General features: G+C 47.0%; 19 protein-coding genes. 9 read left to right on the forward strand and 10 right to left on the reverse strand.

The window, feature by feature from the left end; genetic code table 11:
* Nucleotides 1-22: 22 nt before the first annotated feature.
* Genes L5M29_RS01365 through L5M29_RS01375 form a run of 3 tightly spaced genes read right to left on the reverse strand, consistent with a single transcriptional unit; the run spans nucleotide 23 to nucleotide 11,315 of the window.
* Entirely contained in the window at nucleotides 23-2,317 is a 2,295-nt protein-coding gene (locus tag L5M29_RS01365; protein ID WP_263165791.1) for a PfaB family protein, read from the reverse strand.
* Complete coding sequence (locus L5M29_RS01370; protein ID WP_263165792.1) at nucleotides 2,314-10,449, reverse strand: type I polyketide synthase; 8,136 nt, start codon at nucleotides 10,447-10,449, stop codon at nucleotides 2,314-2,316. Before L5M29_RS01370 ends, L5M29_RS01365 begins: the two co-directional genes overlap by 4 nt.
* Nucleotides 10,446-11,315 carry a transcriptional regulator gene (locus L5M29_RS01375; protein ID WP_263165795.1) on the reverse strand — a complete coding sequence of 290 codons (870 nt, stop codon included), beginning with the start codon at nucleotides 11,313-11,315 and terminating at the stop codon, nucleotides 10,446-10,448. The genes L5M29_RS01370 and L5M29_RS01375 overlap by 4 nt, the downstream gene beginning before the upstream one ends.
* Before the next feature lie 674 nt (nucleotides 11,316-11,989).
* On the opposite strand from L5M29_RS01375, the gene L5M29_RS01380 reads away from it, so the two are divergent.
* Complete coding sequence (locus L5M29_RS01380; RefSeq protein WP_317633240.1) at nucleotides 11,990-12,859, forward strand: 4'-phosphopantetheinyl transferase family protein; 870 nt, start codon at nucleotides 11,990-11,992, stop codon at nucleotides 12,857-12,859.
* Nucleotides 12,860-12,947: 88 nt separating this feature from the next.
* A complete protein-coding gene (locus L5M29_RS01385; protein WP_263165797.1) occupies nucleotides 12,948-13,493 on the forward strand; it encodes a hypothetical protein in 546 nt (181 codons plus the stop codon).
* Nucleotides 13,494-13,664: 171 nt separating this feature from the next.
* On the opposite strand, the gene L5M29_RS01390 is transcribed toward L5M29_RS01385, so the two are convergent.
* On the reverse strand, nucleotides 13,665-15,653 hold the full coding sequence (locus tag L5M29_RS01390; RefSeq protein WP_263165799.1) for an alkyl/aryl-sulfatase: 1,989 nt from the start codon (nucleotides 15,651-15,653) through the stop codon (nucleotides 13,665-13,667).
* Nucleotides 15,654-15,776: 123 nt separating this feature from the next.
* On the opposite strand from L5M29_RS01390, the gene L5M29_RS01395 reads away from it, so the two are divergent.
* Nucleotides 15,777-16,718, forward strand: a complete 942-nt coding sequence (locus tag L5M29_RS01395) for a LysR family transcriptional regulator (RefSeq protein ID WP_263165802.1) — start codon at nucleotides 15,777-15,779, stop codon at nucleotides 16,716-16,718.
* 93 nt (nucleotides 16,719-16,811) lie between these two features.
* Here L5M29_RS01395 and queF read toward each other — a convergent pair whose 3' ends face one another.
* The gene (gene queF / locus L5M29_RS01400) at nucleotides 16,812-17,669 is read right to left on the reverse strand and encodes an NADPH-dependent 7-cyano-7-deazaguanine reductase QueF (protein WP_263165804.1); all 858 of its coding nucleotides are present in this window, start codon (nucleotides 17,667-17,669) and stop codon (nucleotides 16,812-16,814) included.
* A gap of 59 nt (nucleotides 17,670-17,728) precedes the next feature.
* Between queF and syd the strand changes: the two genes are divergently transcribed.
* Nucleotides 17,729-18,379 (forward strand): SecY-interacting protein, encoded by a 651-nt coding sequence (gene syd, locus L5M29_RS01405; RefSeq protein ID WP_173245867.1) that lies wholly within the window; start codon nucleotides 17,729-17,731, stop codon nucleotides 18,377-18,379.
* A gap of 95 nt (nucleotides 18,380-18,474) precedes the next feature.
* On the opposite strand, the gene L5M29_RS01410 is transcribed toward syd, so the two are convergent.
* Both L5M29_RS01410 and L5M29_RS01415 read right to left on the reverse strand, forming a co-directional pair.
* The gene (locus L5M29_RS01410; RefSeq protein WP_131523815.1) at nucleotides 18,475-19,248 is read right to left on the reverse strand and encodes a Zn-ribbon-containing protein; all 774 of its coding nucleotides are present in this window, start codon (nucleotides 19,246-19,248) and stop codon (nucleotides 18,475-18,477) included.
* Entirely contained in the window at nucleotides 19,248-19,631 is a 384-nt protein-coding gene (locus L5M29_RS01415) for a hypothetical protein (protein ID WP_113938966.1), read from the reverse strand. The genes L5M29_RS01410 and L5M29_RS01415 overlap by 1 nt, the downstream gene beginning before the upstream one ends.
* Nucleotides 19,632-19,795: 164 nt before the next feature.
* On the opposite strand from L5M29_RS01415, the gene L5M29_RS01420 reads away from it, so the two are divergent.
* Nucleotides 19,796-20,203 carry a DUF3192 domain-containing protein gene (locus L5M29_RS01420; protein ID WP_263165808.1) on the forward strand — a complete coding sequence of 136 codons (408 nt, stop codon included), beginning with the start codon at nucleotides 19,796-19,798 and terminating at the stop codon, nucleotides 20,201-20,203.
* A gap of 11 nt (nucleotides 20,204-20,214) precedes the next feature.
* On the opposite strand, the gene L5M29_RS01425 is transcribed toward L5M29_RS01420, so the two are convergent.
* Nucleotides 20,215-20,448, reverse strand: a complete 234-nt coding sequence (locus L5M29_RS01425) for a DUF2789 domain-containing protein (protein ID WP_028760620.1) — start codon at nucleotides 20,446-20,448, stop codon at nucleotides 20,215-20,217.
* A 150-nt stretch (nucleotides 20,449-20,598) separates the two neighbouring features.
* Between L5M29_RS01425 and L5M29_RS01430 the strand changes: the two genes are divergently transcribed.
* Entirely contained in the window at nucleotides 20,599-21,237 is a 639-nt protein-coding gene (locus L5M29_RS01430) for a GNAT family N-acetyltransferase (protein WP_028760619.1), read from the forward strand.
* Nucleotides 21,230-21,535, forward strand: a complete 306-nt coding sequence (locus L5M29_RS01435) for a DUF962 domain-containing protein (protein WP_028760618.1) — start codon at nucleotides 21,230-21,232, stop codon at nucleotides 21,533-21,535. The genes L5M29_RS01430 and L5M29_RS01435 overlap by 8 nt, the downstream gene beginning before the upstream one ends.
* 1,734 nt (nucleotides 21,536-23,269) lie before the next feature.
* Here L5M29_RS01435 and L5M29_RS01440 read toward each other — a convergent pair.
* Entirely contained in the window at nucleotides 23,270-23,656 is a 387-nt protein-coding gene (locus L5M29_RS01440; RefSeq protein ID WP_263165811.1) for a DUF3301 domain-containing protein, read from the reverse strand.
* Complete coding sequence (locus L5M29_RS01445) at nucleotides 23,653-24,666, reverse strand: DUF3549 family protein (RefSeq protein WP_263165813.1); 1,014 nt, start codon at nucleotides 24,664-24,666, stop codon at nucleotides 23,653-23,655. Before L5M29_RS01445 ends, L5M29_RS01440 begins: the two co-directional genes overlap by 4 nt.
* Before the next feature lie 163 nt (nucleotides 24,667-24,829).
* Between L5M29_RS01445 and L5M29_RS01450 the strand changes: the two genes are divergently transcribed.
* Complete coding sequence (locus tag L5M29_RS01450; RefSeq protein WP_263165815.1) at nucleotides 24,830-25,150, forward strand: YqcC family protein; 321 nt, start codon at nucleotides 24,830-24,832, stop codon at nucleotides 25,148-25,150.
* Entirely contained in the window at nucleotides 25,137-25,982 is an 846-nt protein-coding gene (gene truC / locus L5M29_RS01455) for a tRNA pseudouridine(65) synthase TruC (RefSeq protein ID WP_263165817.1), read from the forward strand. Before L5M29_RS01450 ends, truC begins: the two co-directional genes overlap by 14 nt.
* Nucleotides 25,983-26,085: the final 103 nt, after the last annotated feature.

The following is a 26,085-nucleotide window of genomic DNA, read 5'->3' on the forward strand; positions in this document are numbered from 1 at the left end:
ATAGTAGGGGAATGCTGAGAACTCACTGGGGTTCTCCTTCTGGTGATACTGCTGATGATAAAGGGGCTGCGTTAGCACTTAATGGCTGAATGAGCGGCGTGAGCGAAAGCGGCACTCTGTGGCTTATCAGCTGAGCTAAACACTTGAGTAAGCTGGTGATCGCGTCGGCACCCTTGGCATTGCAGGCAATGGCGAATGTAGTTGCGTTCTCGGTGCTTTGGCCTGCATGGGCATGGCTGATTTTATCTATAAGTGTGCTGGTTTGCCTATCGGCGCCCACTTCGACAAACAGTCTTGCACCTTGCTCAGTGGCATTTTGAATGAGCGCACTAAAGTCGAGTGGCGAACAAAATGTATCGGCAATCGCGCGGCCAATGCTGTGGCTATCCACGGTTACTGGCGCAGTTTGCGCAGCACTGATAAAGCGAATAGACGAGCCATGTGCTGCCGCTTCCAGCGCCTTAGGTTTCAGTGCCTCAGGTTTCACTGCTTGAGTATAGAAATCTTGTACTTGCCCATGGACTAACATGGCTGGCGCGGTATGCATTGCCGTGACGCGATTGGCGGCAATCCCACGCTTACCTAACTTTGCAAGTAGGGCTTTACAGCTTGTTTCGCAGCCGGCAATAACGCAAGTATCACCTTGAATGATGGCTAAATAAGCGCGAGGAAACTCTGGCAGTAATGCTTTGATTTCGTTGCTATCGGCGCGCACCACAAAGCTGTTCCACACTATGGATTCATTATCCTTAAGCTGCCATGCTCGGCGTACTGCGGTTAGCTCGCCAGAAATGGCATGGTTGAAAATATCGCTATTTTCGGTGGCCTTGATCATAGCATGGGGCGTTTGCCACACATCAAGGCTGGCCCACATGGCCGCTTCGCCCATAGAGTAACCGAGCGCCATTTTAGGCTTAATATTAAAGACTTGGGTCAACAGTTTAGTGAATAGGTAGCTGGCGCCCACGCCACTAATCGCTTGCTGACTTAAGCTCATGCCCGCTGCGGTTTTTACATCTGCCGCATAAATCTGCGGTGATTGCAGCATGGCGCTTAAGTCGCCTTCACGTTCTAGCTGGTGATATAGCGCGGGGAAATACTCATGCAAGTTATTGAACATATTGGCATAAACTGTGCCAACACCGGGATATACAAAGGTCAGCCCCGCATCCCCTAGCGGCTTAGCGGTAAAGCAGCTACCCGCTGGCGTCTTAAAGTGTTGACCGTGATGACGCACCGCATCATTTTCAAGCGCCGTAAGCATGGCCTTAGCTTCAAGTTTGAGATCATCAATCGATGCCGCCATCAAGACTAATGCCAGAGGTGCGTTGGCATCATAGCGTTCAAACCAAGGTTTGAGTTGCTCAGCGCGAAAGTCTGCGTGAAAGCCTACGCCATTTTCCAGAGTGTTAACTAGTTGCAATACTTGCGCGATGAGTGAATCAATATTGTCAGCACTTATCGGCACAAACAGCCGGTTTTCATCAACAAGAGCTTTGGGCGCGATAACTTGTGTGCCTTGGGTCAGTACTAGGCTTTGGCAAATATCTTGGCCTGAATCCAGCAAGGTATCTGCTGGGTTTGATCTTGTTGCCGCTAGATTCTTTGCTACAAGATTTAGACATAAAACCCGCGCTTGATGTTGGTCGCTAAACCAATAGCCAGTTTGATGATTGGTGTCGTTTGTCTGTTTTATATCAGTAGTGCCTTTAAGCGGCGCTTGTGTTCGCGCAGCGAGGGCGGTTACGCCTTGGCGCAGCGCAACAAAGGCCTCGTTGAGAGTGTTGGCGACAGTCTGATGTTGAACGGTTTGAGCTGGATTACGCTTTGCCGCCGCTAATGCAGCATTAGCAACCGCCGCTGCATTAGCAACACCTGCATTTACAACACCAGTAGTTTCATTACCAGCGGCAAAGCCAGCAATAAACGCGTGGGCGTGAAGACGCAGTTTGGCGGCGCGTAAACCATCAAGCAAATACAGGGACTGAGTCAAAGCCTGGGGCAGATTGCCATCATTGAATTTAAGTTCAACGAGCTTGCCTTGCTCAATGGCTGTTGTTGCTTGGCCTAACAACGCAGTGAGCGACTTTTGCTCATGCACTGACGGTTCATGAGCTGTCGATTGGTTGGCATCGGCAGCGCAAATCTGAACTCTTTCACGTTCAGTAAACGTCCCTAATACTTGGGCTGAGTGAGAGTCAAGGTTGACGGCATCGCCAAGCAACACTGCAATACGCAGTGGCTTAGCGCTTTTGTCAGCTATCGACGTTTCAGCTTGGCCGTTATGGGTCGTTGCTAAAGGGGGGGCTAAGTTCACTCGACTTTTGCCTCCACGCTTTCAATGGCTTTATTCGCAGCGGTTTGATTAGCAGCAACTTTATTCGCAACTTTATTGGCTAAGAATGCACCGTTAAGGTTTTTGCTGATGGTGACTTTGGCGTTGTTCATCTCGCAGCTTAAGCGGCCATCTTGATGATACAGTGCAATATTGGCTTCAAGGGCACGGCCAGAGTGTTTTACCACCTCGAGCACTAGATACCCTTTATCGCCAAAGGCAAACGGCGCATGGGAAATAAACTCACCAATGCTTGATGGCAAACTCGCCGCGCCATATTTGAGTCTCGCCCATACCAGCATCGCCTGCAGCAACAAATCTTCCGCAAAGGCTTGTGAGCCTTTAGGGGCCAGATTGGGCACAAAACTCCCGCAGTCCGCTAACGCAACATGGGGAAGGCTTACCTTGGCGACTAAGCTCGCATCGTCAAACTTCACCACAGACTCAATACCTTGCAGTCTTGGGCCGTGGAAAAGCGTGCCGTCGCTGTAAAGGCTGCTCGCGGTTGTGATGGCAGAAAGCCCTGCCAAGCTATGCGCGTCAAAGGCAGTTGCTTTGCTGTTAGTGGCTAAGTAATCACTCGCCGCGTCATCAATCACTAAGATGGCTTGATATTGCGGACGACCTTCAAAGCTGATTAAGGCACTGAATTGTTCACTCAAGCACTCGTCAGTATCTTTCGCGGCTTTATCCGTTAACGCAATCGGTGCAAGTTCAAGTTCCAGCGTGATGGGGGCTGCACTTTCTAACACTCCATTTTGTAACACGGCAGTGTCGAAAATAATGCCCTTCAACAGCTTGTAGCTTTGCACTTTGACAGGCTGCTTGAGCACATCAAAGGCGGCTTCACGCATCCACTGAATCGCGCACACAGTCGGTAATACGGGATTACCATTAATGCAGTGATCTTCAATAAAGATCATTGCCTTAGGGTCCAGTGTGCGCTTTAGTTTTACAGCTTTAGGCAAAGCATGCGGATCCGACGCGTCAGTGGTCAGATCCGCTTCAGGCTTTTTTAGATTGCTACCTTGAGTTGCTTGCTCGTCACTTGGAACTGTGCCTTGCATGTCAGTACCGACCAGCAATTGTGCGCCTGTGTTGCTCAGTAATTGGCTAGCAAATAACTCAGCGCCTGCCTTTAGCGGGATCACATAAACACCGCGATCGATAAACATCTTTTTCAGCGCAGGATTCACCATGCCGCCGTCCCACGGACCCCAATCGAAGCTCATCACTTTGGCATTTGGCAGTTGCTGCGCCAGTTGCAGTGCGGCTTTGTTGAGTATGTCGTTGGACATGGCGTAATCGCTTTGGCCAGTATTGCCGTAAAAACCCGCTGCCGAAGAGAATAGGGCAATCAGTTTTAATTTATCTAAATCCAGTGCGGCAAATAGATTGCTTATACCTGTGACCTTAGTGCCATACACCCGTGCTAACTCATCTAAGGTTTTGTCTTGGATGTGTTTATCGGCAAGTACGCCCGCACCATGGATGATGCCAGTAATAGGCGACAACTCGGTGATCGGCACTATCGTGCTGGCGATCGTATCTGGATTGTTAACATCGAGACTTAAGTACTCGGCGCTCGCGCCCACAGCGGTAAAGGCTTGCAGTGCGGCTGCAATTTCTAGGCTGCTTTGAACAGGCCATACTAAGGCATCCACTTGTTTTGGCGTGGGTTTCTCGCCCAAGCTTTGAATGTGGGTAATAGCTGCGGCTTTAAGTTCACTGTTATTTTTACCCTGTGCCCAAGCGGGAATGGCTTGTTGGCTGCTTCTGCCAGCAAGGATAAAGTGCGCCTTGCTGCGTTTGGCTAAACTTAGCGCACATTCAAAGGTCACGCCTTTTGCGCCGCCAGTCACCAGTATTTTATCTGCACTCGTCAAGTTTGCCGCGCTGTGGCGGGTATCAGCCTTGCCTGCAACTAAGGTCACACGCTCAAGTGCTTGGGCTGCGCCTTGGCTAACACCGACTTCCAATACGTTATCGGTTGCAAATAGCTCAGCGATCACCGCATTGGCCAGTTGCTTGGCATCAAGTGCTGGCGTGATATCTAAGGCGCGGCAATGTACGCTTGGCCACTCGTGACTCAAAGTTTTAGTCAGACCTGCCAATGCCGCTTGGTTTAACTCGCTGCGGGCAATTTGGCTGTGGTTAAGATAACCAAAGCCACCGTCGATACGACTGACGCTGATAAAACTACTACCAGTATTGGCGGTTGCTGCTGTTGTTAGCAGGGGTTGTAAGTACTTGGCGAACAAGAATGCTTGCTCAACCGACGCTTTGGCGGCACTGGACAACACTAAACCTTTCGCATCGGCTGAGGTTTTATGTTGTGGTTGCAGATGAATAAAGCCTGCAACTGTACCTAAGCTTTTGATCTCATTAATCACTGCGCTGATGCTGGTATCGTCAATCGCCGCCAATGTGAAGCTGGCAATGTGGCTATTGAGCGGTGATGCACTGGCTACAAGGCTTTCTGGCGAGCGCACAACCGCAACCGTTAGACCTTGAGCATGCAATTTCTCGGCAAGTACACCAGCATTGTGACCATCATCGCTAATGATAATGCAGGCATCTTTAGCAAAAACACGTGGCAGAGCTTTTTGTGCTGATTGCTTTGACGATTGCTGTGGCGATAGTTGCGCTAGCTCAGCCGCCGCTGGCAACTTTTTTAGCACCACCTCACTATGGGGTGGTAAATCATGTGGTGGTAAATCGATAGTAGGTTCAGGCTGAACGACTGCGCTAACTGGCGCGGCATTCTGGCTTACCGCGTTTTGGCCTAGCTTGCCTTGCATATAGCTAACGATTTCACCTAAGGTACGACACTCGGCCAGATCTTCAGGATTGAGTTCAGGTAAACCCGGTAGCTCGTCTTGCACTGTGCCTAAGATTTCAACGCGCTTGATGGAATCGATACCTAGATCGGCTTCCATATCCATGCTGAGTTCTAGCATTTCAGTGGGGTAGCCCGTCTTGTCGGCCACCACAGCCATCATGGTTTGTTGGACAAGTGCAGCACTTAAGCCGTTATTCGCAGGAACTTGTGCTGGCGTTGCTTCAACGTTTGCCGCTGGTGCAACTGCTACCGCGCTAACTACTGGCAATTTGCTGTTCATGTAGTCAACGATTTCGCCTAAGGTGCGACACTCGGCCAGATCTTCAGGATTAAGCTCAGGTAAGCCCGGTAGCTCATCTTGAACTGTGCCTAAGATTTCAACGCGCTTGATGGAATCGATACCTAGATCAGCTTCCATATCCATGCTGAGTTCCAGCATTTCAGTCGGATAGCCTGTCTTGTCAGCCACCACAGCCATCATGGTTTGTTTAACAAGTGCAGCGCTTAAACCGTTGGCGGCAGGCGCGGCAGTTGTCACATGAGTTGCTACGATAACTGCGCCCGCTGCAGGCAGCTTGTCATTTTGTGTAAGCTTACTTTGCATGTAGTTAACGATTTCACCCAAGGTGCGACACTCGGCCAAATCTTCTGGGCTGAGCTCAGGTAAACCTGGCAGTTCGTCTTGCACTGTACCTAAGATTTCAACGCGCTTGATGGAGTCGATACCGAGATCGGCTTCCATATCCATGCTGAGTTCCAGCATTTCAGTGGGGTAGCCTGTCTTGTCGGCTACCACAGTCATCATAGTTTGCAGCACTAACGCAGCACTTAAACCGCTGGCTGCAGGAGTTGTTGGCGTTGTTGTAGAAACTACAACTTGGCCAGCCGCTGGCAGTTTGCTGTTCATGTAGTCAACGATTTCACCCAAGGTACGGCACTCGGCCAGATCTTCTGGACTGAGCTCTGGTAAGCCTGGTAGCTCGTCTTGCACTGTGCCTAGGATTTCAACGCGCTTAATGGAATCGATACCGAGATCGGCTTCCATATCCATGCCAAGTTCCAACATTTTAGTGGGGTAACCTGTCTTATCGGCCACCACTGCCATCATAGTTTGTTGTACTAACGCAGCGCTTAAACCGCTGGCTGCAGGAGTTGTTGGCGTTGTTGTAGAAACTACAACTTGGTCAGCCGCTGGCAATTTGCTGTTCATGTAGTCAACGATTTCACCTAAGGTACGGCACTCGGCCAAATCTTCTGGGCTGAGTTCAGGTAAGCCCGGCAGTTCGTCTTGCACTGTGCCTAAGATTTCAACGCGCTTAATCGAATCTATACCTAAATCGGCTTCCATATCCATGCCAAGCTCTAGCATTTCAGTGGGGTAGCCTGTTTTATCGGCAACCACAGCCATCATGGTTTGTTGTACTAACGCAGCGCTTAAACCGCTCGTTGCTGTTGCCGCAGGTGTCACTTCTGGCATCACTACAGCAGGCATGACTAATGCTGGAGCAGCAGGAGTTGCTGGCGCAACTTGTACAGTCACAGCAGGTGAATAAGCAACGGGAGCGGTTTGCACAACAGGCGCAACAGGTGTGCTAACCGCGGGTCTCGTCGCAACAGCTTGAGCCGCTACTGGTGCAGCATTATGTGGCATTGTCGTTGCAGCAACAGGTGCAGGAGCCGGCGCAGTTGCTCGTGGCTGACTTGCAACTGCTGGAGTAAAGTTAATCGGCGCATTGTTTAGCATGGCCAAGGCCGCTTGGCAGCTACTGCTTTGCAGTTGCATAAATTCGGCGTGGCTTTGCAGGGTTTGCGCTTGATGCTGGTGGAACATTTCCATCGAGCGTTGCAGGCTTTCAGGGATTGCAATGCCAAGGCTTGCCATCTTGGCTTGTTCAGTCATCAGTGTCGTGAAGGTATCGCCGTATTGCTGCGGGATAGCTAAAAACTGTTGATGCAACTGCGCCGCTTGAGATTGTGCGCTGAAAAATGCCGTTAATGCATCGCCGCTGACGCTTGGGTTCAATTGCGCCGTCGCTTGTTGCTGGTGATTGTTTAAGCCTTGCGTCACGCTTGAGGATTTTTGTTTCATTTCAACAGTTGCCACTTGATTCGCTTCCACTTCTATTATTTTTTCAACCACTTTTTCGACGATGACTTCTTTCTCAACGATTTTTTCGACTTCTCTTTCGACAACCGTTTCAACGATGCGATCCACATATTGCACTTGGCTAGTCACGCTGCCTGTGGCGAGGGATTTAGCCATCTTAGCTTTGGTTGCAGCACTAATATGGTTAGTGGCAGTGAGTTTGATGTTCATCGCTGATGGCGCTTCACGTTCGGCAATTTCTTGTGACGTGACGGCTTGATAGGGGTCAACCTCAGTTAACGCCACGCCGGCTACGGCTAATTGCACTGCGGCTAAGCGTAATTGACTGTCACTGTCGCCCTTAGGATTCGGGTTCATGCTGACAAGGCAAAGCTCATTTAAGTGTTCACCTAAGGTATTTTCAACTAACTTTTGCAGTATGTTCTTAGGGCCAAACTCAACAAACACACGGGCGCCAGCGTCATACATGGCCTGCAGTTGTTCGCTAAAGCGAACCGATTGCAGCATGTGTTGTTTAAATTCTGCTTTAATGGCTTTGCCATCGCTTGGGTGCAATTGACCTGTACCGTTGGCATAAAGTGCGACTGAAGGCGCGCTGAATTTAGCTTTATCAATGGCTTTGGCAAATGGCTTTTGTGCGTGTCCAACCAATGGGGTATGGAACGCGCCTGAGACAGGCAGGGCAATCGCTTTAAAGCCCAGTTCACTAATGGCTTTCGCGGCCAGCTGAGTTTGCTCTGTGCCACCTGCGATGACTAATTGCGTCGGCGCGTTGTAGTTGGCAATTTTAACGCCATCAAACTGGGCTAAACAGCTATTGATCGCATCGATATCATTCTTTTGCTTAAGAATAATCGCGAACATGGTTCCTAAATCAACTTGAGTCCCAGTATCGCTCGGCACTTGCGCCATGGCATGTCCGCGGGCGAAGGCCAGTTCGACGTAATCCTCATTGGAAATCACGCCTGCCGCGCAAAGGGCTGACAGTTCACCAAAGCTGTGACCTGCCACCATATCGGGGGCAAAACCCGCTTGCGTTAATAGCGAATATTGCGCCATTGAAACCGCGCCTATGGCGCTTTGGGCGAACAGGGTATTGGTCAGCGCCGCTTCTTGGGCTTTCACAGCATCGGCATCGAATGCTGGAATAGGGTAGAGGATGTTCGATAACGGTGTTTGACCGTGGTGAGCAAATACTTTATCGCTGGCCGTCACTTGTTGGCGCATTTCCGGGAAATGGCAGGCGAGTTCGCGACCCATGTTCAGGTACTGTGAACCTTGACCAGCAAACAGGGCAGCTACTTTCTTTGATTCATTTTTAGCGACCAAGGCATGGGAGCGGTAGCTGATACCAGAAGGTAATTGCCACGCCTCGCTTGCACTGGTTTCTAGGTGCCCGCTTTCTAAATGCGCACTGCTTTCTAGATGAGAGATGGCTTGATTTAACTGAGCTTGCAGCTGTGCGATATCCTTAGCCACAAAACCTAAACGGGCATCTGTGTCTGCCAGCGGGCGCAGCGGATATTGCTGAGCGATAGCGTTTAGGCTCGCAGCGCTGCTCTTATTCGCGTTTGCGCTCGTGTTCACGCTTTGGCTCAGCGCAGCTTTTAACTCGCTCAGTAGCGCGGCTTTACTGGCGGCGGCAAACAATAGTGTCTGCGGCACACTGCGCTGACGATATTGCTCGTCACGGCTGTGCTCAGGTTTGTATTCTTCTAATACAAGATGGAAGTTCGTGCCGCCAAAACCAAAGGAGCTTACACCTGCACGGCGCGGCGTTGCATCAGCGCGCTGGAACCATGGGCGAGTTTCGGTATTTAAATAGAATGGCGAACTTTCGATATTCAGTTTTGGATTAGGCTTGCTAACGTTAATGGTCGCAGGCAATACCTTGTGGTGCAGCGCTAGCGCGGCTTTGATCACCCCCGCAGTGCCCGCAGTGGATTTAGTGTGGCCCACTTGGGATTTCACTGAACCTAACGCGATATGTTGATTTGTGTCGTTGCCTTGGGCAAATACCGATTTTAAGCCATTGAATTCAGCCACATCACCTGCGGCAGTACCCGTGCCATGGGCTTCAACTAAGCCAATGCTGTGCGGGGCAAAACCCGCGTCGTCGTAGGCGCGCTCCAATGCTTTAGCTTGGCCTTCAGGGCGCGGCGCATAAATACTCTTAAACTTACCGTCAGATGAGGCGCCAACGCCTTTGATGACGGCATAAATTCGGTCGCCATCGCGCTCGGCATCTTCAAGGCGTTTAAGCGCGACCATGCCGATCCCTTCGCCGATCATCATGCCTTTTGAATCGATATCAAAGGGTTGAATGGTTTCATTGGTGGTGAAGGCTGGCGTTTTTGAGAAGCTCATGTACATGGATGGCGAGTTATCGGTACAGACACCGCCGGTTAACATCATGTCGCTGCGACCTTCGGTCAGTTCAGTCAACGCCATACGCATAGCGGCAAGCGAGCCCGCACAGGCTGCATCGACCACACAGTTCATGCCGCCAAAATCAAACCGGTTGGCGATACGGCCTGCAATCACGTTGCCTAAGGACCCTGGGAAAGAGTTTTCTTCCCAGTGGATATATTGGTCTTGGAACTTTTTGATCAGCATTTCGCTGTCTTCATCGCTCAGGCCGCTGCTTTTGAATACTTTTTTAAGCACTGGATATTGCAGGCGCGAGTTCAAGCTCTGACTGATTTTTTGACCACCGCCAACCCCTAGGGTGATGCCGATACGATCGCGATCATAATCGGTGGGCAGATTGGCATCGGCGAGCACTTCTTTGGCGACAATCAGCGACAGCAGTTGCGAGGTATCTGTCAGCTCAAGAATATTGGGCGGCAGACCGAATTCCATTGGATTGAAGTCGACTTCTGGTAAAAAACCACCGCGTTTACAGTAGCTTTTATCGGCTTTGCTTTTGTCGGCATCGTAGTAATCTTCGGCGCGCCAATGGGTGTCTGGGATGTCAGTAATGGCATCGATTTTTTCGCTGATCAAATCCCAAAATTTATTTAAATAACGCGAGTTGGCGAAGATACTGGCCATGCCGACGATGGCAACGGGCATATCTTTTAAACGTTTGTTGAGTCGTTTATCTTTTTTTGACTCAGCTTTTGAGTCAGTGGTTGAATTAGGTACAGAAGGGGTATGGCTCATAAAGAGTCTCCACGGGTCGACCTGGATACGGTGACCTTGTTTTGGGATTCAGCCGCGCTTGTCTTTGGCGTGCCATGGGCACCGGGAAAACGGGCTAAGAAGGTGTGATAGTTGCGAACAAGCAACTTTCGTAAATGAAACGGCCCATGTCTGAGGACATAGGCGATATATCTATTGGTCGCTTGGGTATTACTGTCTTGATAAATATCGAGGTAAATCCAATCACTTGCTGTGTCTACGCCTAATAGTACTGAGCTTGGTGCTTGCTCAGTGAGCTGCGGCGGTATGGTGAGTGAGACCACTTGCACCACAGTATTGCCGTCGGTACTCGGCAATGCGAGCGCCTTAGCCAAGGTTTCTGGATTGACCGTATAGGTTTGGATATCGCTGCCTTGCGTCACAGGCAATTGATTAAAATAGCGTTCGGGGACTTGCGGTGCTTCAAATTCATCGAGCCGCGATATGCCATAGCGCTTTAAGCAACGGGCAAGGCCGGAGCGCGACACATTGGGATTAATAAAGGTTTGGGTAACCTGAAGTAATCTATCTAAGGTGAGTTTGAGTTGATAGCGTAATCCCACCACCACATATTCTTCCATCGGCGTGAGCGTGGTATTGAGGTGATGGGGCGTGTTCGAACTGTTACTAATGGACTCACGTTTCCGCCATTTGCGGACTGTTGCCTCAGTAATATTTAAAATTTTTGCCAACTGGCTGACGCTCAGATCCGATTGCTGGATAAAGAGTCGCATTTCAGGCGTGGTGGTGGCGTTGCGATGCCGAGGTGCGCTGTCTTTTTTCGCCGCTTGAGTCGTGCTCTTGGGGGCGTAAGACGGCGCTTTAGATTGAGAGTCGCGAGCTGCCATTAATAATAATTATCATCCGACATAATCTATTGGGACTGAGAAGCCATTTTGGCTGAGTCAGCTGTTGCACTCTTGAAAAACATAGTGACACTCATCGTAAAACCTGTGCTTATCATCTGTGTCACTTAATGGGGATGCAGATTACCTGAGGTTTCGGGTCGATACAATCATCTGGGACTGGAATTTATTGGCTTTCGTTGAGTAATGGTATTTTCTGTGCGTTATGTTGGGTTTTTACTGACAGCTTGGGCTTTTTAATACTTTGATAGTGGAAGAATTAAATTTTTAGGGTCGATAAAGACCGCTTTTTTGAGTTAGCGGGGTAAAATAGCCCAATATTGGCTTACGTCCCTTTCGTCATGAATGAGACTGTGTGGCTAAACCTGTTAATTTGGGCGCAAAACCTTGGCGCAATTGCAGCAAAAATTTGCGCTTAGGATGGCGTTCAGGGTCGTTCTAAGAATTGCTCTAATTAGAGTGCAGCTAAGAATTGCTCTTATTAGAGTGTGGCTAAGAATTGAAATAGGGCTTAGTTGAAACTATTTAAGATGCATAATGAACTCAGATAACGATGAACCTAGACAATACCGAGATAAGAATGTTGCTAAGTGCTCTCCAAAAAGCCAGACAATGATAACCATCAGCCGCAAGGCTTTGTCCTGCAAGGCCCTCAAATGACCGACTCCAGAACATATAGCAAAAACGGCGTGAATGTGGATCTATTTTTTATTCCACTGAGCGATATTTCATTGCCGCAAACATCACTCGCTCAGTCTTGGTTAAGTGATGATGAACTCGCCAAGGTCGCGCGTTATCGCGATCCCAAGGCGCAAATGAAGGGATTACAGGTCAGGGCAGCGTTGCGGGTCGTGTTATCTCGCTATGCTGATTTATCGCCACACGAGTGGTGTTTTGAATATGGCGCTAAGGGTAAGCCGAGTTTAACGGCAAAATTGCAACAGCAAACGGGGCTTGAGTTTAACTTAAGCCATAGCGGCGATTGGTTATTGATTGGTGTGACTCAGTTTCATGGTGTTGAGTCTGGTTTATTTGGAGTCGATATAGAAAGGTCACGGCCGAAGACGGATATCTATCCAATCCTAAATCACTATTTTTCCGCCCAAGAAACTGCGGCTTTATTAGCTCTCGCCGATGAAGCGAGTCAGCGGCAGCGCTTTTTCGATTTATGGGCGTTAAAGGAATCCTATATTAAGGCGACTGGCCTAGGTTTAGCGCAGTCGCTTAAATCCTTCGGCTTTGATCTTAAGCCATTCGAGCAATTGGTGGCCGGATCGGTTGAGCTTAGATGCCAAGATGCAGCGTTGATGCCGTTCTATGGTGTGGCGCCTTTGCTGAGTGTCTATCCTAATATCCCGCTGCAAACCATTGATGCAAGTTCATTGTATTGGCAAACCTATTTTGGGCGTTTGACCGAGGAATACCGTTTTGCCGTGAGCTTAGGGCATGCTGGTAACACCGAGATTTCCATAATGCTAACGGCGCAACTGAGCAGCATAGAAGCCTTACTTACCAATTATGGTTAACTGGTCTTATTCATCTTCGGTTAAACATTGCTGGGTATAGTCATGCCCATAATATTTTGAATTTGAATGAAATAAATGAGGTTTAACAATGAAACGGATTAAGTGCCTAATACCTGCCACTATGATGGTGTTGCTATCTGGTTGTGGTTATTTTGGTGGCGATGAAAAGCAGCAATTGGAGCAGGCTTGGTTAGCCCAAGATCCACAGTTGCAGCAAGTGGTTAAGCAAATTCGTGCCAATGGCTTAGATGTTGTGGCTCAAAGCGCGGCAGCAGGCACTGTTTCGGCCTGTGTGGCTGAGAAACTCAGCCAAGATCCGCTGGGTAAGTTAGTCAATGTTGAAGGCTCGCTGGTGGAGTCTGCTAAAGTGGCAGAGCTGCTGGGTGACTTACAGAAAGTAATGGAGCAAGACATCAGTTTTGATCAGGTCGCGAGCTTGCTACAAAAGGGCGCCGATGCGGCGGCCTATGCTAAAAGTCTTATCGAGCAACAAGGTTTAGATCAAGCCTTACAAAGCCTTAAGCAAATGGTGACCGCGAGCGAGCAATTTGCCCAGCAAGACTTAGGCGGGCATTTTCAGCAGTTATTGCTTGAGTGCAAAACTTTAGTCCCAACGCCAGAGTCTGCGAATTAATTCTCTTACTTTAATCTAGCCTTTAAAGATTGCACGAGAGAACATGCCGTGCAAATGACTATCCGTACTTCACTCTTTTGCTTACAGAACACGACTCGCCAAGTGTCAGAATGGTTAGTGCTAGTGTAATTTTTCCATAAAACGCCCTGAAGATTCAGGGCGTTGATTTGGTTATTTCGCGCTTGGTAGTGGGACGATTTCAAAGCTTTCATCGAACTTTACTAAGGTCGACGCTATCTTACCGAAGGCATCTTTATCACCCTCTAACTTGGCAGTACCCTTAGCCAGTAACTCTTTAAGTGTGACTTTTCCGAGTAAAATCCCCGTAATATAGCGTTTATCAATATAAAGATTGGCATCGGCCTCCATCGGTTTATCAACCTTAATATTGCTTAAATTACCGTTACTTAGTTCAACATAGAGCGTTTCTTGGGTGTCGGGGTTAATCACATTAAGCCTGATTAGCCCAAGTTCAGCAGCTTTGAGGCTATCGACTTTTACGGCGAGGAAGTCAAATAGGGTCGATATGTCCATTTCTCCTAAAATATCTGCAGAGGCCGATTTAGGCGCGCCGGGTTGAATGCCTACGCGTAACTCTTGGGCGCCAGTGAGGTAAATGTTGCGCCAGCCAGCACCTTCGGCTTGATAACCCAGTTGCTCATAGGTATCGGCAAGTAATTGTCTTGCCTCTTTGTTATTAGGTTCTGCCATCACGACTTTATTGAGTGCGGTGGCCACAAAACGGTACTCGCCTTGGGCATAGTCGGCTTTGGCGTGTTTCACTACGGCTTTGGCACCGCCCATATACTCCACAAATTTCGTCGCTTCATCTTTTGTCGGTAGTGGGTTTAAGTTGGCGGGATTCATATCGAAATAGCCAAGGTACATGTTGTACACGGCTTTGGCATTATGGCTGTAGGTGCCATGGTAACCATTGGTGTACCAAGTATCGCGCACAGCCTTAGGGATAGTGGTTTGAATCGCATCGCCAATATCTTGAATACCCACGCCATTATTGGCTAAACGCAGGGTTTGATTATGCACTAGGCCATAGTTATCCCTTTGCATTCTTAAGTATTGGTTTATATCAGTATTGCCAAATACGGGGGCTGAGTGGGCAGTGAATATAACCTGTGCATCATTACCAAAATGAGTCAGTAATTCGTTGATATCCTTAGACCATTTTATCGCATCTCGAACTTTTGCCCCGCGTAAGGTATAAATGTTGTGCATGCCGTGGTAGGTGAGCTCAGCGGTCCACAATGCTTTCATTGAGGGAATATAGGTGGCCATTTCCGAGGCGGCTTCTGTGCCTGATGCATCCATAAACACCATGTCGATACCATCAATGGTGAGTGTTTCCCACTTATCTTTGGCATTTAAGGTGACATCGGGTTTAACGTAGGTCACTTCGCCTTTGGATAATCCCTTAGCAAGTGCGGCATCGACAATGCCTTGATCGTTTCGCTCTAATGTTGCGCCGTATTGATAGGCGGCGCGGCGGCTCATGGCATTACCGGCAAGCACGTTTTCGTCGACAATTTCTTTGGTGATGTTATTGGAACCATAGACTTTGACGTTTGGGAACATGTCTTTGATTGCGCGGGAGCCGCCAAAATGATCTCCATGACTGTGGGAATAAATCATCGCGACTACGGGTAAGTTATTGCCCTCGGGCAAGTGTTTTAGCGCAAACTCGAGGGATAATTTTGCCGCTTCTTTGGTCAGCAGCACGTCATAAAGGATCCAACCCGTTTTACCGCGGATAAGGGTTAAGTTCGATAAGTCTGTGCCACGCACTTGATAAATGCCATCTGTGACCTTGTATAAGCCGTTAGACACCATATTCAATTGAGCTTGGCGATAAAGTGAAGGGTTTACTGTGTCTGGAGTTTTGTCGCCAATAAAGCTGAAATCGGCACGTAAAATGGCTGCTGTTGGTTCATCGAGTTCAGCAATAAGATTTTTAGAAAACTCTTCAAAGGCTTTTTTGTCAGCAAAATTAAGGCTTGCTGCTGAGGTTTTATTTACCGCAATGGTTTGCTCGGTGGCAGGCTTTCCCTGATAGTGCAGGCTGATATGTTCATGCTCGTGTTCAGCGGCCACGGCGCTTAAAGAGAAGCTTGCGATAATACTCATTGTCATCAAAGATTTTTGCATTATTTTACCTACCGAAAAGTGGGATAGTGTCGTTGATGGTTTGAGTATAGCCAGCTTGTGTATTTAGATAACTCGAGTTAGTTTGGGTTGTAATATTCATATAGTGAATGAGTGCACTCCCTTATGCCGACACGAAAGCCATTAGATTTAAATTTATTACGCGTGTTTATGGTGGTTTACCGTACTCGTTCATTCACCCAAGCGGCACAGGAGTTAGATTTAACTCAGTCTTCCGTGAGTAATGCGATAAGCCGGTTTAGGGCTTGGGTCGGGGAGTCGCTGTTTAATCGGGTTGGACGGGGAATTGAGCCTACATCGGTGGCAAGGGAGATGTACCGTAAATTTGAGCAGCCCATGGCGGATATTGAAACCGTATTACTGGGGTTTGAGCATTTTGATCCCAACTCGAGCCAGCGGCGCTTTTATGTATATGCTAATGAGTCGGTTATCGAAGCGCTGCAATCAGGCGTGCAGGCTTTGTTACAGAATGCGGATATTGAAGTCATTTTCCGCGAGTCACCGCCGCAGGAGGATGAGCTATATCGCGATATTTTGCTTGAGCGGGTCGCCGTTGCCATAGACATTAAGCCCGCCCAGCAAAGTTTGCTCTCGAGTAAACTACTCTTCACCGAAACCCTCGTTTGTATCGTCAGTCGGCAGCATCCTCGTATTCAAGGTGTCATTAGCCATGAACAGTATTTTGAGGAGAAACACGTCTTTTTGAATCTAAGGCGTTTTAATTTGACTGCAGGGGATTTGTTTACCGAAGGCGTGTTACCAAGGCGCAAAATGTACAGTGAGCAATCATCTCTATTGAGTATGTTTGCAACTGTTGGCAAAAGTGAGGCGATAGGCATAGCGCCTTTGCGGTACGCCAGTCAGTACGCCGAGTTGTTCGGCATCCAGATTTTACCTATGCCACTGAAAACAAGACCCATTGATTTGTATATGGTGTGGAGCAGTAAATACACCCAAAACCCGAGCCATCAATGGCTGCGAAGCTTATTGCTCGATGCCAGTGCGAGCACTGTAAATGAAAAAGCTCTGAATCTTGCAAGCAGTTAGGCTAGCGATTCAGAGCTTAGTTTCGGTATGTAACCTTGGTTTTTGCTCAGTTCTAAACCTTAGTTCGTAATCTGATACTCGAACGAACGTTAATTACTGCCTTGCGAGTCTGTGGCTTTCGCCAGGTTGCTCGAAGTCACTGCGATACGGGTTGATATCTAAACCGCCGCGGCGCGTATAGCGGGCGTAAACGGTCAATTTAGTGCAATGACAGAAACGCTTCAAATCGACAAAAATCCGCTCGACACATTGCTCGTGGAACTCGTTATGTTGGCGGAAAGAAATCAAATAGCGCAGCAGTTTCTCGCGATCGATTTTAGGCCCTTGATAACGGATCATTACGCTGCCCCAGTCGGGTTGCGAAGTGATCAAACAGTTGGATTTCAGCAGGTTTGAATTAAGCGTTTCCGCGACCGTTTGCTTATCGTCCGTGCTGTTTTCCAAGTAATCAGGATTAAAACTATAATCGCTGACTTCAATATCGAGATCGTCAATACACGTGCCTGGTAACTCGATAATACGCTGAATGCCAAAGCTTTTTGGTTCGATGATTTTAACGCTGATATCACCTTGAGCACATTGACTTAAGTCTTGCACTAAGGTTTTTTGCAGTGAATCTATGCTATCGAACTTGGTTTGATTAAAGCTATTGAGATACAGTTTGAACGATTTCGACTCAATCAGGTTCAGGCTTTCATAGCTTAAATGAAATTCAGCTATGGCCACCATAGGCTTACCTTTAGCATTTAACCAAGACAGCTCATAACCCGTCCAGATATCGGCACCATGAAACGGTAACGTCCCAGTGAGTGCAATAGCATTACGGTTTAGTGAGCGTGGAACCCCTTGCAGCAGCGACGCATCATACTCGGCTTGATAGTCTGTGGCTTTACCTAAAGTCAGGCCAACAAGCGCTTGCGCATCACTATAGGGATCGTGATTCTGTGTCATCAATACTGTTTCCATGTCAAAATAGGCGCACATTATACCTGAAATTGGATTGTGCTTAAGTGTCTTGTCTGCCCGCACTCGATAAATTTTTGCAAAACTATCATCAAGCTTACTTAACGAGTTTAGGTGAACTACCGCGTTATTACCCACAGGGTGAGCCTTCTGTGTGTATTCAAGGCGAATTTCAACCGGATCTTGAACAGGCCGTTCCTTGGCAGCCAGTGAAACGCAAAGTTGAAGGCAGTTTCGCCAATGTAGAGCATGCACTGGAGTTAACTTTATGGCCAGAGATCAATGATTTTTACGGTCATTATTTCTCCGCCCCAGTATTATTTGACTCTAAGTGGGGCACCGGGGAGTTACTGCAAGTCTGGAATGATGACGATTTTAACTGCCTGCAACAAAACTTGATTGGTCATCTGATGATGAAGAAAAAACTGAAGCAGTCACCAACTTGGTTTATCGGTCTGTTAGATGAGGGAGATAAAATGCTCACCATCAATAACAGTGATGGTAGCGTATGGATTGAAATCCCTGGTGAAGTGCAATCTGAGCAATTGTCCTCGAGTTTGACTGCGTTTATCGAAGCATTATCGCCACGGATAGCACCACCCGTTAAACATGAAGAATTACCTATGCCCGCATTAGAACATCCTGGTATTTTCGCCAGTTTTAAACGTATGTGGCAAAACCTTTTCGGTAAACGTTAACTTCTGTGAGCGACATTTTTATTATCAACCTAAGTATTAACTCAACCTAAGCGTGGCTTATCTTAGGTTGAGTTCTGCAAGGGGATAAACAGATGTTATTGATGATCCCAAGACAGATTCGACACTATGCGGCAAGGCTCGCAGCGAAAATGGAACATATCCAATAAAGGTTCATCGAGTTTCCAATCATGACTGCCACAACGTGGGCAAGGTCGCGTTTTTTCTGTGGCTAAATCTTGGCCGCCAACGCGATATAAGTAGTAATAGGTCGGGATCTGAGTGAGATATTCGATACGACCGCGCAAATCCCAACCTCTACGAAATAAATCACTGTCCGGACTCGATAATTCCTCAAGTGCGGCAAATTCTGCCTTGGTGGCCGCCGCCATTTGTAACTCATCACAGGCTTGCCATTCGCTCTGCCAACGGATAATGCGCTTATGATCGCCATTAAAGGTTGCGGGTAAACGGTACAGGGGAATGGGCAATAAATTGTCGCCGCTGCGTAGGGGCGAGCACATATGCACAAAACTGGTGTATAGCAGTTGCCAGCTGGGTGTTTCGGTATTACTTACTTCAGAATTGATATCCTGACCAATAAACTTTTCCCGCGGCGCGAGTAGTTTAGCGTCGGTTAATTCTACTAAGGCTTTTTTGACCCAAGGGCTGTGATATTTGTGCGCTAAACTGCTTTTCTCTGGCATCAATAAACGCACTCTAAACTCACCATCATTAAAGGCGACCGCAAATTCTCGCCCTAAGATTTGACCATTAGCTCGATAGGCTTCAAGGAGCTGATTAATTGCCTTCTCGGCGGCAGATATCGTGGTGTCGGCGAAGCATTCGAAGCGCAGTTCAGTGACAAACATTAAGCTGTTTTTCCTTGGATTTCTAATAAGTTGATGCGTTGTTTAAGTTCAAGCAGTTCGTTTTTTAATTGCATTATTTCTGTTTTTTGCTGCTCAGCATGACGTTCAAAATACGCCTGTTGCATCTGCATGCGCTCGGCGAGCACAGCAAGGGTTAAGGTATCGTTAGTTGCGGGAACGTCAGTTGTAGGGCTGATAGTTTGCAACTCAGCTAAACGCTCGCGATCTGCCTTAGGCATAGATTTAAATTGCTGTAAGCCTTGGATCAATATAGGTAAAGGTAGGCTACTACCTAAACGGGTTTTAATTAAGGCAAGGCTCGGTACTTTACCGCAGGCTTCGAGCGAACGTGCGGCCGCTAATACTTGGTCAAGGGGACTCATAATTAGCAAAATTCCTTAATTTGTTGAATTGTTTAAACCAATTTTAAAATAATAATTAATTTTTTCATTTAAAAACAGTGTGTTGTCTTGTGGCATTTATTTTGCTTATTGTCCAGCCGAAATACCATTTTTTAAGCTTCAATAATAATTACACAGGATGTCACATGATGAACCATAAATTGAATAACAAACTTATCGCCATCACTTTTTTAGGGCTCGCAAGCTTAGGTCTTAGCGGCTGCGTGGTCAATGTCGGTGATGGAGAATCGGGCTGGGATAGCAGCGAATCTTGGGAGAAAGTGCAGGATAAAAATCGTATTAACTTAACCAAGCTGAGCTTAGGTATGCCTAAAGACCAAGTGATAATCTTAATGGGCACTGCTGATTTTAGTGAAGCCTATATTCAACAAAGTGCTCAACAAGGTGAAGCCAATAAAGAAGTCTTAGTGTTGTTTTATCGTACCCAGCGTAATAATGGCGATGGAAAAACCACTAAGGATGAATGTACGCCTATCGTGCTGAGCAACAATGCCTTAGTGGGTTGGGGTGAAACGGCTTACGGTAAAATCTGAACCAACGAGTCTTATCGTTTACGTAGCTGAGTGTCTAATTGCTCAATGGGCTCAGTCCAGAGGGCATCGGCTTCTAAACCTTCAATGATAAAGCTCTTTTGGGCAGGGGTCCAAAAGGGCGCTTGGCTTAAATGGATGTGATGGTCGATATCATGGGTTGCAATAAACTGCGCTATGGCCTCGTCGCTACTGTCTAAACCGAGTTGCTCAAACAAGTGGCTTAAGTCTACTGGAGTTGTATCCATCATTATTTCCTTTTCAGTATAGTGCCTTCGTTTAGAGTAAGCGCCTGATTGAAAAATGCAATCTATGATTAAAATTTGCACTTTTTAGTTTCCTTGGTAGATTAACAGTTACGCATAAAAAAGTGTGAGCTAAGTCAAGGAATGCTAACGATGGACAATGAAATTCTGGAGGACTGCCGCGCAGTCTATTTGACCGCGGAAGACTTACGCATTGCCGCTTCTATTCTCTATAACGCTTACCATGATGATCCTTTTTTTGTCGATTCACTCTTTACCTCAGACAAAGCCGCTTATGAGCAAAAATTGCGCGCCGCAATCAGGGAAGAACTCAATACGTTATGGCAACAAAAACAAGCCCTCATAGGTTTATTCGACCATGAAAGACTCTTTGGGTTAGCCTGTGTAGTTACTCAAGAAGTGCCTTTAGGGGAAGGGCGTTATTGGCATTGGCGCTTAAAGATGTTGTTAGGTACAGGTTGGCAATCGACTCAAGCACTAATGAACAAAGAGTCCAGTATTATTGAACTTTTACCCAGTAAGCACTGCGGTATTTTGCAGTTTATTGCTCTTGCACCAAATGAACAGCACAAGGGACTTGGACATAAGTTAGTGCAAGCTGTGGTGAGTTGGTGTGATGAGCAGCCTGATTTGGATGGCATTGGTGTGTTTATCGCTCAGGAGAACCACTTGCAACTGTTTACTCAGCATGACTTTGTATCCATAGGCGAGCTGAGTATCGGCAGTGTCCATGGCCAGCTTTTATTCTATTCGGTTCAACAAGATGACTAACTCTTATAAACGTTTCGCCGATTTTTATCCTTTCTATTTATCCCAACACCAGCACCCGACTTGTCGGCAATTACACTTTGTTGGCAGTTGTTTAGTTCTGCTGCTGATTGGCATTGCCTTGGTTTCACAAACCTGGTGGCTATGTTGGTTTATTCCTATTGTTGGTTATGGTTTTGCATGGGTGGGACACTTCGTATTTGAGAAGAATCGACCCGCGACATTTCAGTATCCTTTTTACAGTTTGATGGCAGATTGGGTGATGTTTGCGCAGATGATCCGCCACTTTTTTAAACGTTAAAAAAATTGCCCGAGTGAGATGCCCATGCCCGTGTGAGAGATCGCTTACAAACGTTGTAGGACATAATGTTTTCTTTTTGATTGTTTTTTGTTCTGCAACATTTAATTTTAAATAGAATCATTGGGTTGTATTTATTTTCCTTTGGTTGGTCCGTAATTAATTTTGTCGTCCGTTCTTTGAGCCGAACAAAAACGTTAGGGTTAACGTAGAATTCACTCATGGCCAAAGCAAATGGATAGCAAGGAAAGCGAAACAGGCCAAAGGGACGCAAGAAGCAACGAATTAAGATTTCAAGGTTGAAATCGCTGACGGTAGGAAAACTGTCATTCGCCTCGGATAGGCTAAGGAAAAGCAGGATTGCTTTTCAAGGATGATTAGGGACAGTGAGTTTTATCGTCAGGATGATGAATTTCAGGAAGAATACAGGACACGCTTAAGGATTAAGCATGAACTCGAAACAGGATGTGTCGAGATAAGGATAAAGTATAAGGGTGAACAGCTTGTACTAATCTATGGAAAATAAATTTTGCAGGATGCAATAGGAATACGTCATAGGAAGTGACAGGCTCTGTAAAAAGGATTTACAGGTCAAGGGACTGAGTGTTATCTCACGTAAGTTTGATACACAGGGACGAAAAGGGATTACAGGGACGACGCAGGACGCAAGCAGACGCATGGATGGTGCAGGGAGCACAAATCGAGCAGGAAGGCTTACAAAGGATAAATGGGGCGCACTTTAGTTGCGCCCTTTTCTTTGGTTCATTTTCAGCATTAATCTGGCTTTGCCAAGCTATAACGCTATTCACACAGACTTTATCTTAACGCTGCTTAAAGACATCTTGCCGTAAAACATGTTTACCAGTCTTACTTCTCTTATTGCCCAATGATTTACTCTCTGTGTTCTGGTCATTCGCCGAATGCTTGTCGAATTTTGAGCGATAGCGGTTTATGCATAAGTCCTTCAGGGGAGAACATCTAGCACTTGCTTACTTTTGATTTGAATTGCCATCCTCCGTGTAAGAGATCTCTCACAAGTATGTAAGTAATTTGTAAGTCTAAAGGGTGGTTATGTCTCTGGGTTAGTTATTATTTTAATCTATATCAGTAGGTTAACCTGTTTGTTATCAGTTGGGTTCACCATTTTTGTTAACATTTTAAATAATCCACAATGAGTACTTTCGTTGGTTGGCGTAGAATTCATCTTGTAGAAGGAATTGCGGGCAACAGGATGTTGGCGATCAGGATGATCGAACAGTGACTAAGGAATGTGACTTAAGGAAAGATAGGGATATAGGCCTTTCAGGATGAAAGAGAGCCAATACCAAGGAAGGGAGACTATCAAGGATTGATAGACTCATTGCATAGGATGGCAATGGCACAGGGAGTGCAATTGAATGGATGCAATACCCGTTTCATGGATGATGATGGAACCGCTCAGGAAAGAGCAAGCTTGGGACTGGATGACCAAGAGATAGGGAAGTACATGAGTACAAGGACCTCAAGGATTGAGCAGGGATGAAGCAGGACGCAGATTGACGCATGGATGGTGCAGGGAGCACAAAAATAGCGGGATAGCTTAACAGAGAATAGGAGGGCGTGGCTTTAGGGCCGCGCCCTTTCTTTTTTAACTTTTACAGTGATCTATTTTTTAGCCGTATTTACGATAAAAAAGAATGCTGTCTTGCTCTCAATATTAGCTCACATTTTATTTGAGCCAACATTGTCGATAAAAGCTTAATGGCATTTGCCTGAGTTACAACCACTTTGCGTACCACAACCGCCAAATTTTCCCTGCGCTGTAGGTGCTTCTTGCCATTCGGGCTCTGGGAAGATAGGCCATTCTATTTTTTGAATTTTCTTACCTTGCATCCAAATATGGCCACGGTATTGGTTAATGCCGTCGGTGCTGAATTCAAATAAATATTTCGCTTTCCAACAAATTCCCGTGGTGCCGCCAATACTTGGGCGGGCAGTTTCCATGGCAATGGCTAACAGTTGAACTTTTTGTCGCCAACATTCTTTTTCGGCAAAAATACGGCTCAACTCTGCCATTTGGCGTAGTTGCCAAAAGAATGCGGCAATCACGACGAGGCCAATAATTAACAGTAAATCTGACATCATTTGCTAGCTGCCTTAAACAAACCACCTATGGCTTGTGATAGTTGAACACTTCGATTGGGATTTCTTAATTCGCCTAGTAGTTGATTGCGCAAACTAGGAATAGCCACAATATCAGCAAAGACCTGATTAAAAAAGGCTTGGGGCTGCAGTGCTAAAGCTTCTAAGTAAAGACTGCGACTTGAATCTTGTTTTAATACCGACCAGTTTCGTCCGGCAATGCTGATGAGGGCATTGGTATCTAAAGAGGATTGGCCGTGTAGATGCTCAAACGCTTTTTGGCTGTGTTTAGCGCTAGAAGCTAGAGCGCGAAGGAAATAGGCTTGGTGTTCTGGAGCCGCGTCTTGAAGTTTCGCTAGAACCTTATCGGCGAGTGTGTCGCTAATCAGTAAGTGTTCAAGACATTGGCATAGGGCGATTTGCACTTCAATGGCGGCTGTATCAAAACTCGATACCAAGTGCTGCTCATGATCAAATTCTTTTGCACGTACACACACATCAGCTATGCCTTGCATTCCAATATGTTGCCATTGTGATGGGGCAACTTGGCCTGACAGATATTGCACGGCAAACTCGTATTGTGATGAAGCGCGTTGGCCAAGTTGTTTACGAACGAGTGCGTTAAATACGGCCAGTTTTTCTTGGCTTGGCTTGAAATTAAAGGGATTATTCGCGAGTTGTTCTTGCTGCTCATCACTGAGCGGCTGAGTGGGATCTTGCCCTAATGCCGCTAATATCATTTCGATAAATTGTGAGCGCGGTGCAGGCGACAGTAATCCTTGCTCATCTAACGCCAGTTTTAGAAACCAAATAAAGTGTTGCTGACTGGCATCCCAAAAGACGATAGCAAACTGCGCATGTCCTTGAATAGGGTAAGGATAAGGGGTAGCGAGAGATTCTATTTGGTGAAACGCGAGCATATCAATATGTTGCACCCTACGGCCAAGATCATACACTTGGAACTGGGTTTTGGCTGTGGTTAAAAACTGGCTTAAAGTTGTAATTTCAGTCATTTGGCTGCCATATCAATCAAAGAGGCTCAATAAATTGGCGCCATTATAGGGGGAAGTGCGTCTGGATGGTATGATTGCGGCACTTTAATCGACCTATTCGGCCAGTGAATTGTGGGGAGTTCTTGAATCACAAAGGGCTAATATGAGAATGGATCTGAAAGCTATGTTATACAGTCAAACCCAAGCTAAATTGGCTCAGATTACCCACGCGCTGCAAGCGGCCGAGTTGTGGTCTGAGCAAGCGCCTTCTGCCGCTGCAATGGCAAGCACAGCACCTTTTGCCTGTGATCTTATGCCCCTTGAGCAGTGGCTGCAGTTTATTTTGCTGCCTAGAATGCAGACTTTAATCGAAACGGGGGCGCCATTGCCGACTCAAATTGCGATTGCCCCTATGGCTGAACATGTTTGGCTGGATATACCCCCGCGCCAAACTTTAATTAGCCTATTGAATGAATTGGATATGTTGTTAAATGAATCAAGATGATATCTGGCTTGAAACGCCTGAAAATGCAGTGAATGTATCCCAAGAGGATGATTTAGAAGAGCAGGCGCCTGAGATTGAAATTCTTTATGAAGATGAGCACTTAGTGGCAATTCATAAACCCGCAGGCTTATTGGTCCATCGCAGTTATTTAGCGCGTCGGGAGCGATTTTTTGCCATGCAGCTGACCCGTGACTTAGTGGGCTGTCATGTGTTTCCTGTACATCGTCTCGACAGGCCGACATCCGGCGTGCTCTTGTTTGCCAAGAGTAGTGAAGTGGCCAATGCACTGTGTGAGCAATTTGCTTCCCATACGATTGAAAAACAATATTTGGCTTTAGTGCGCGGTAATATGCATGAGAGCGGTATTTTAGACTATGCGCTTAAGGTTGAGTTGGATGAGTTGGGTGATAAGAATGCCGATCCTAACAAAGCCGCGCAGGAAGCTGTGACGGCTTATGAGCCGTTACTCAATACTGAAATTCCGTATCAGTCAGGCCGATATCCCACTAGCCGTTTCGCACTGGTGCGCTTGAGCCCTAAAACGGGGCGTAAGCATCAGCTCAGAAGACATATGGCGCATTTACGCCACCCCATCGTCGGTGATACCACCCATGGCGATGGTAAGCAAAATGCATTTTTCCGCGAGCATTTTGGCATTAATCGCCTGTGGCTTATCGCAAAAAAACTCACCTTTACACACCCAATAACTCAAACTCGGCTCAGCATAGAAACCGAGCTCGAGTCCGAGTGGGAAACCGTGTTTGCCGAGCTAGGTTGGGATGAGGTGACCTTGAGTCAGCAAGCTGAGTTATTCATCGCCCAAGAGGCGTGAACAGCAAGCGGCCAATGCTTGATATGGTGATATCAACTTAGCCGCGTGAATAAAATTAAGTGCATTCACTTTGCTTTGTTATTGAAACTAAAGTCATCGAATT

The organism is Shewanella sp. SM95, from assembly GCF_025653595.1.
GTDB classification, from domain to species: domain Bacteria; phylum Pseudomonadota; class Gammaproteobacteria; order Enterobacterales; family Shewanellaceae; genus Shewanella; species Shewanella oncorhynchi.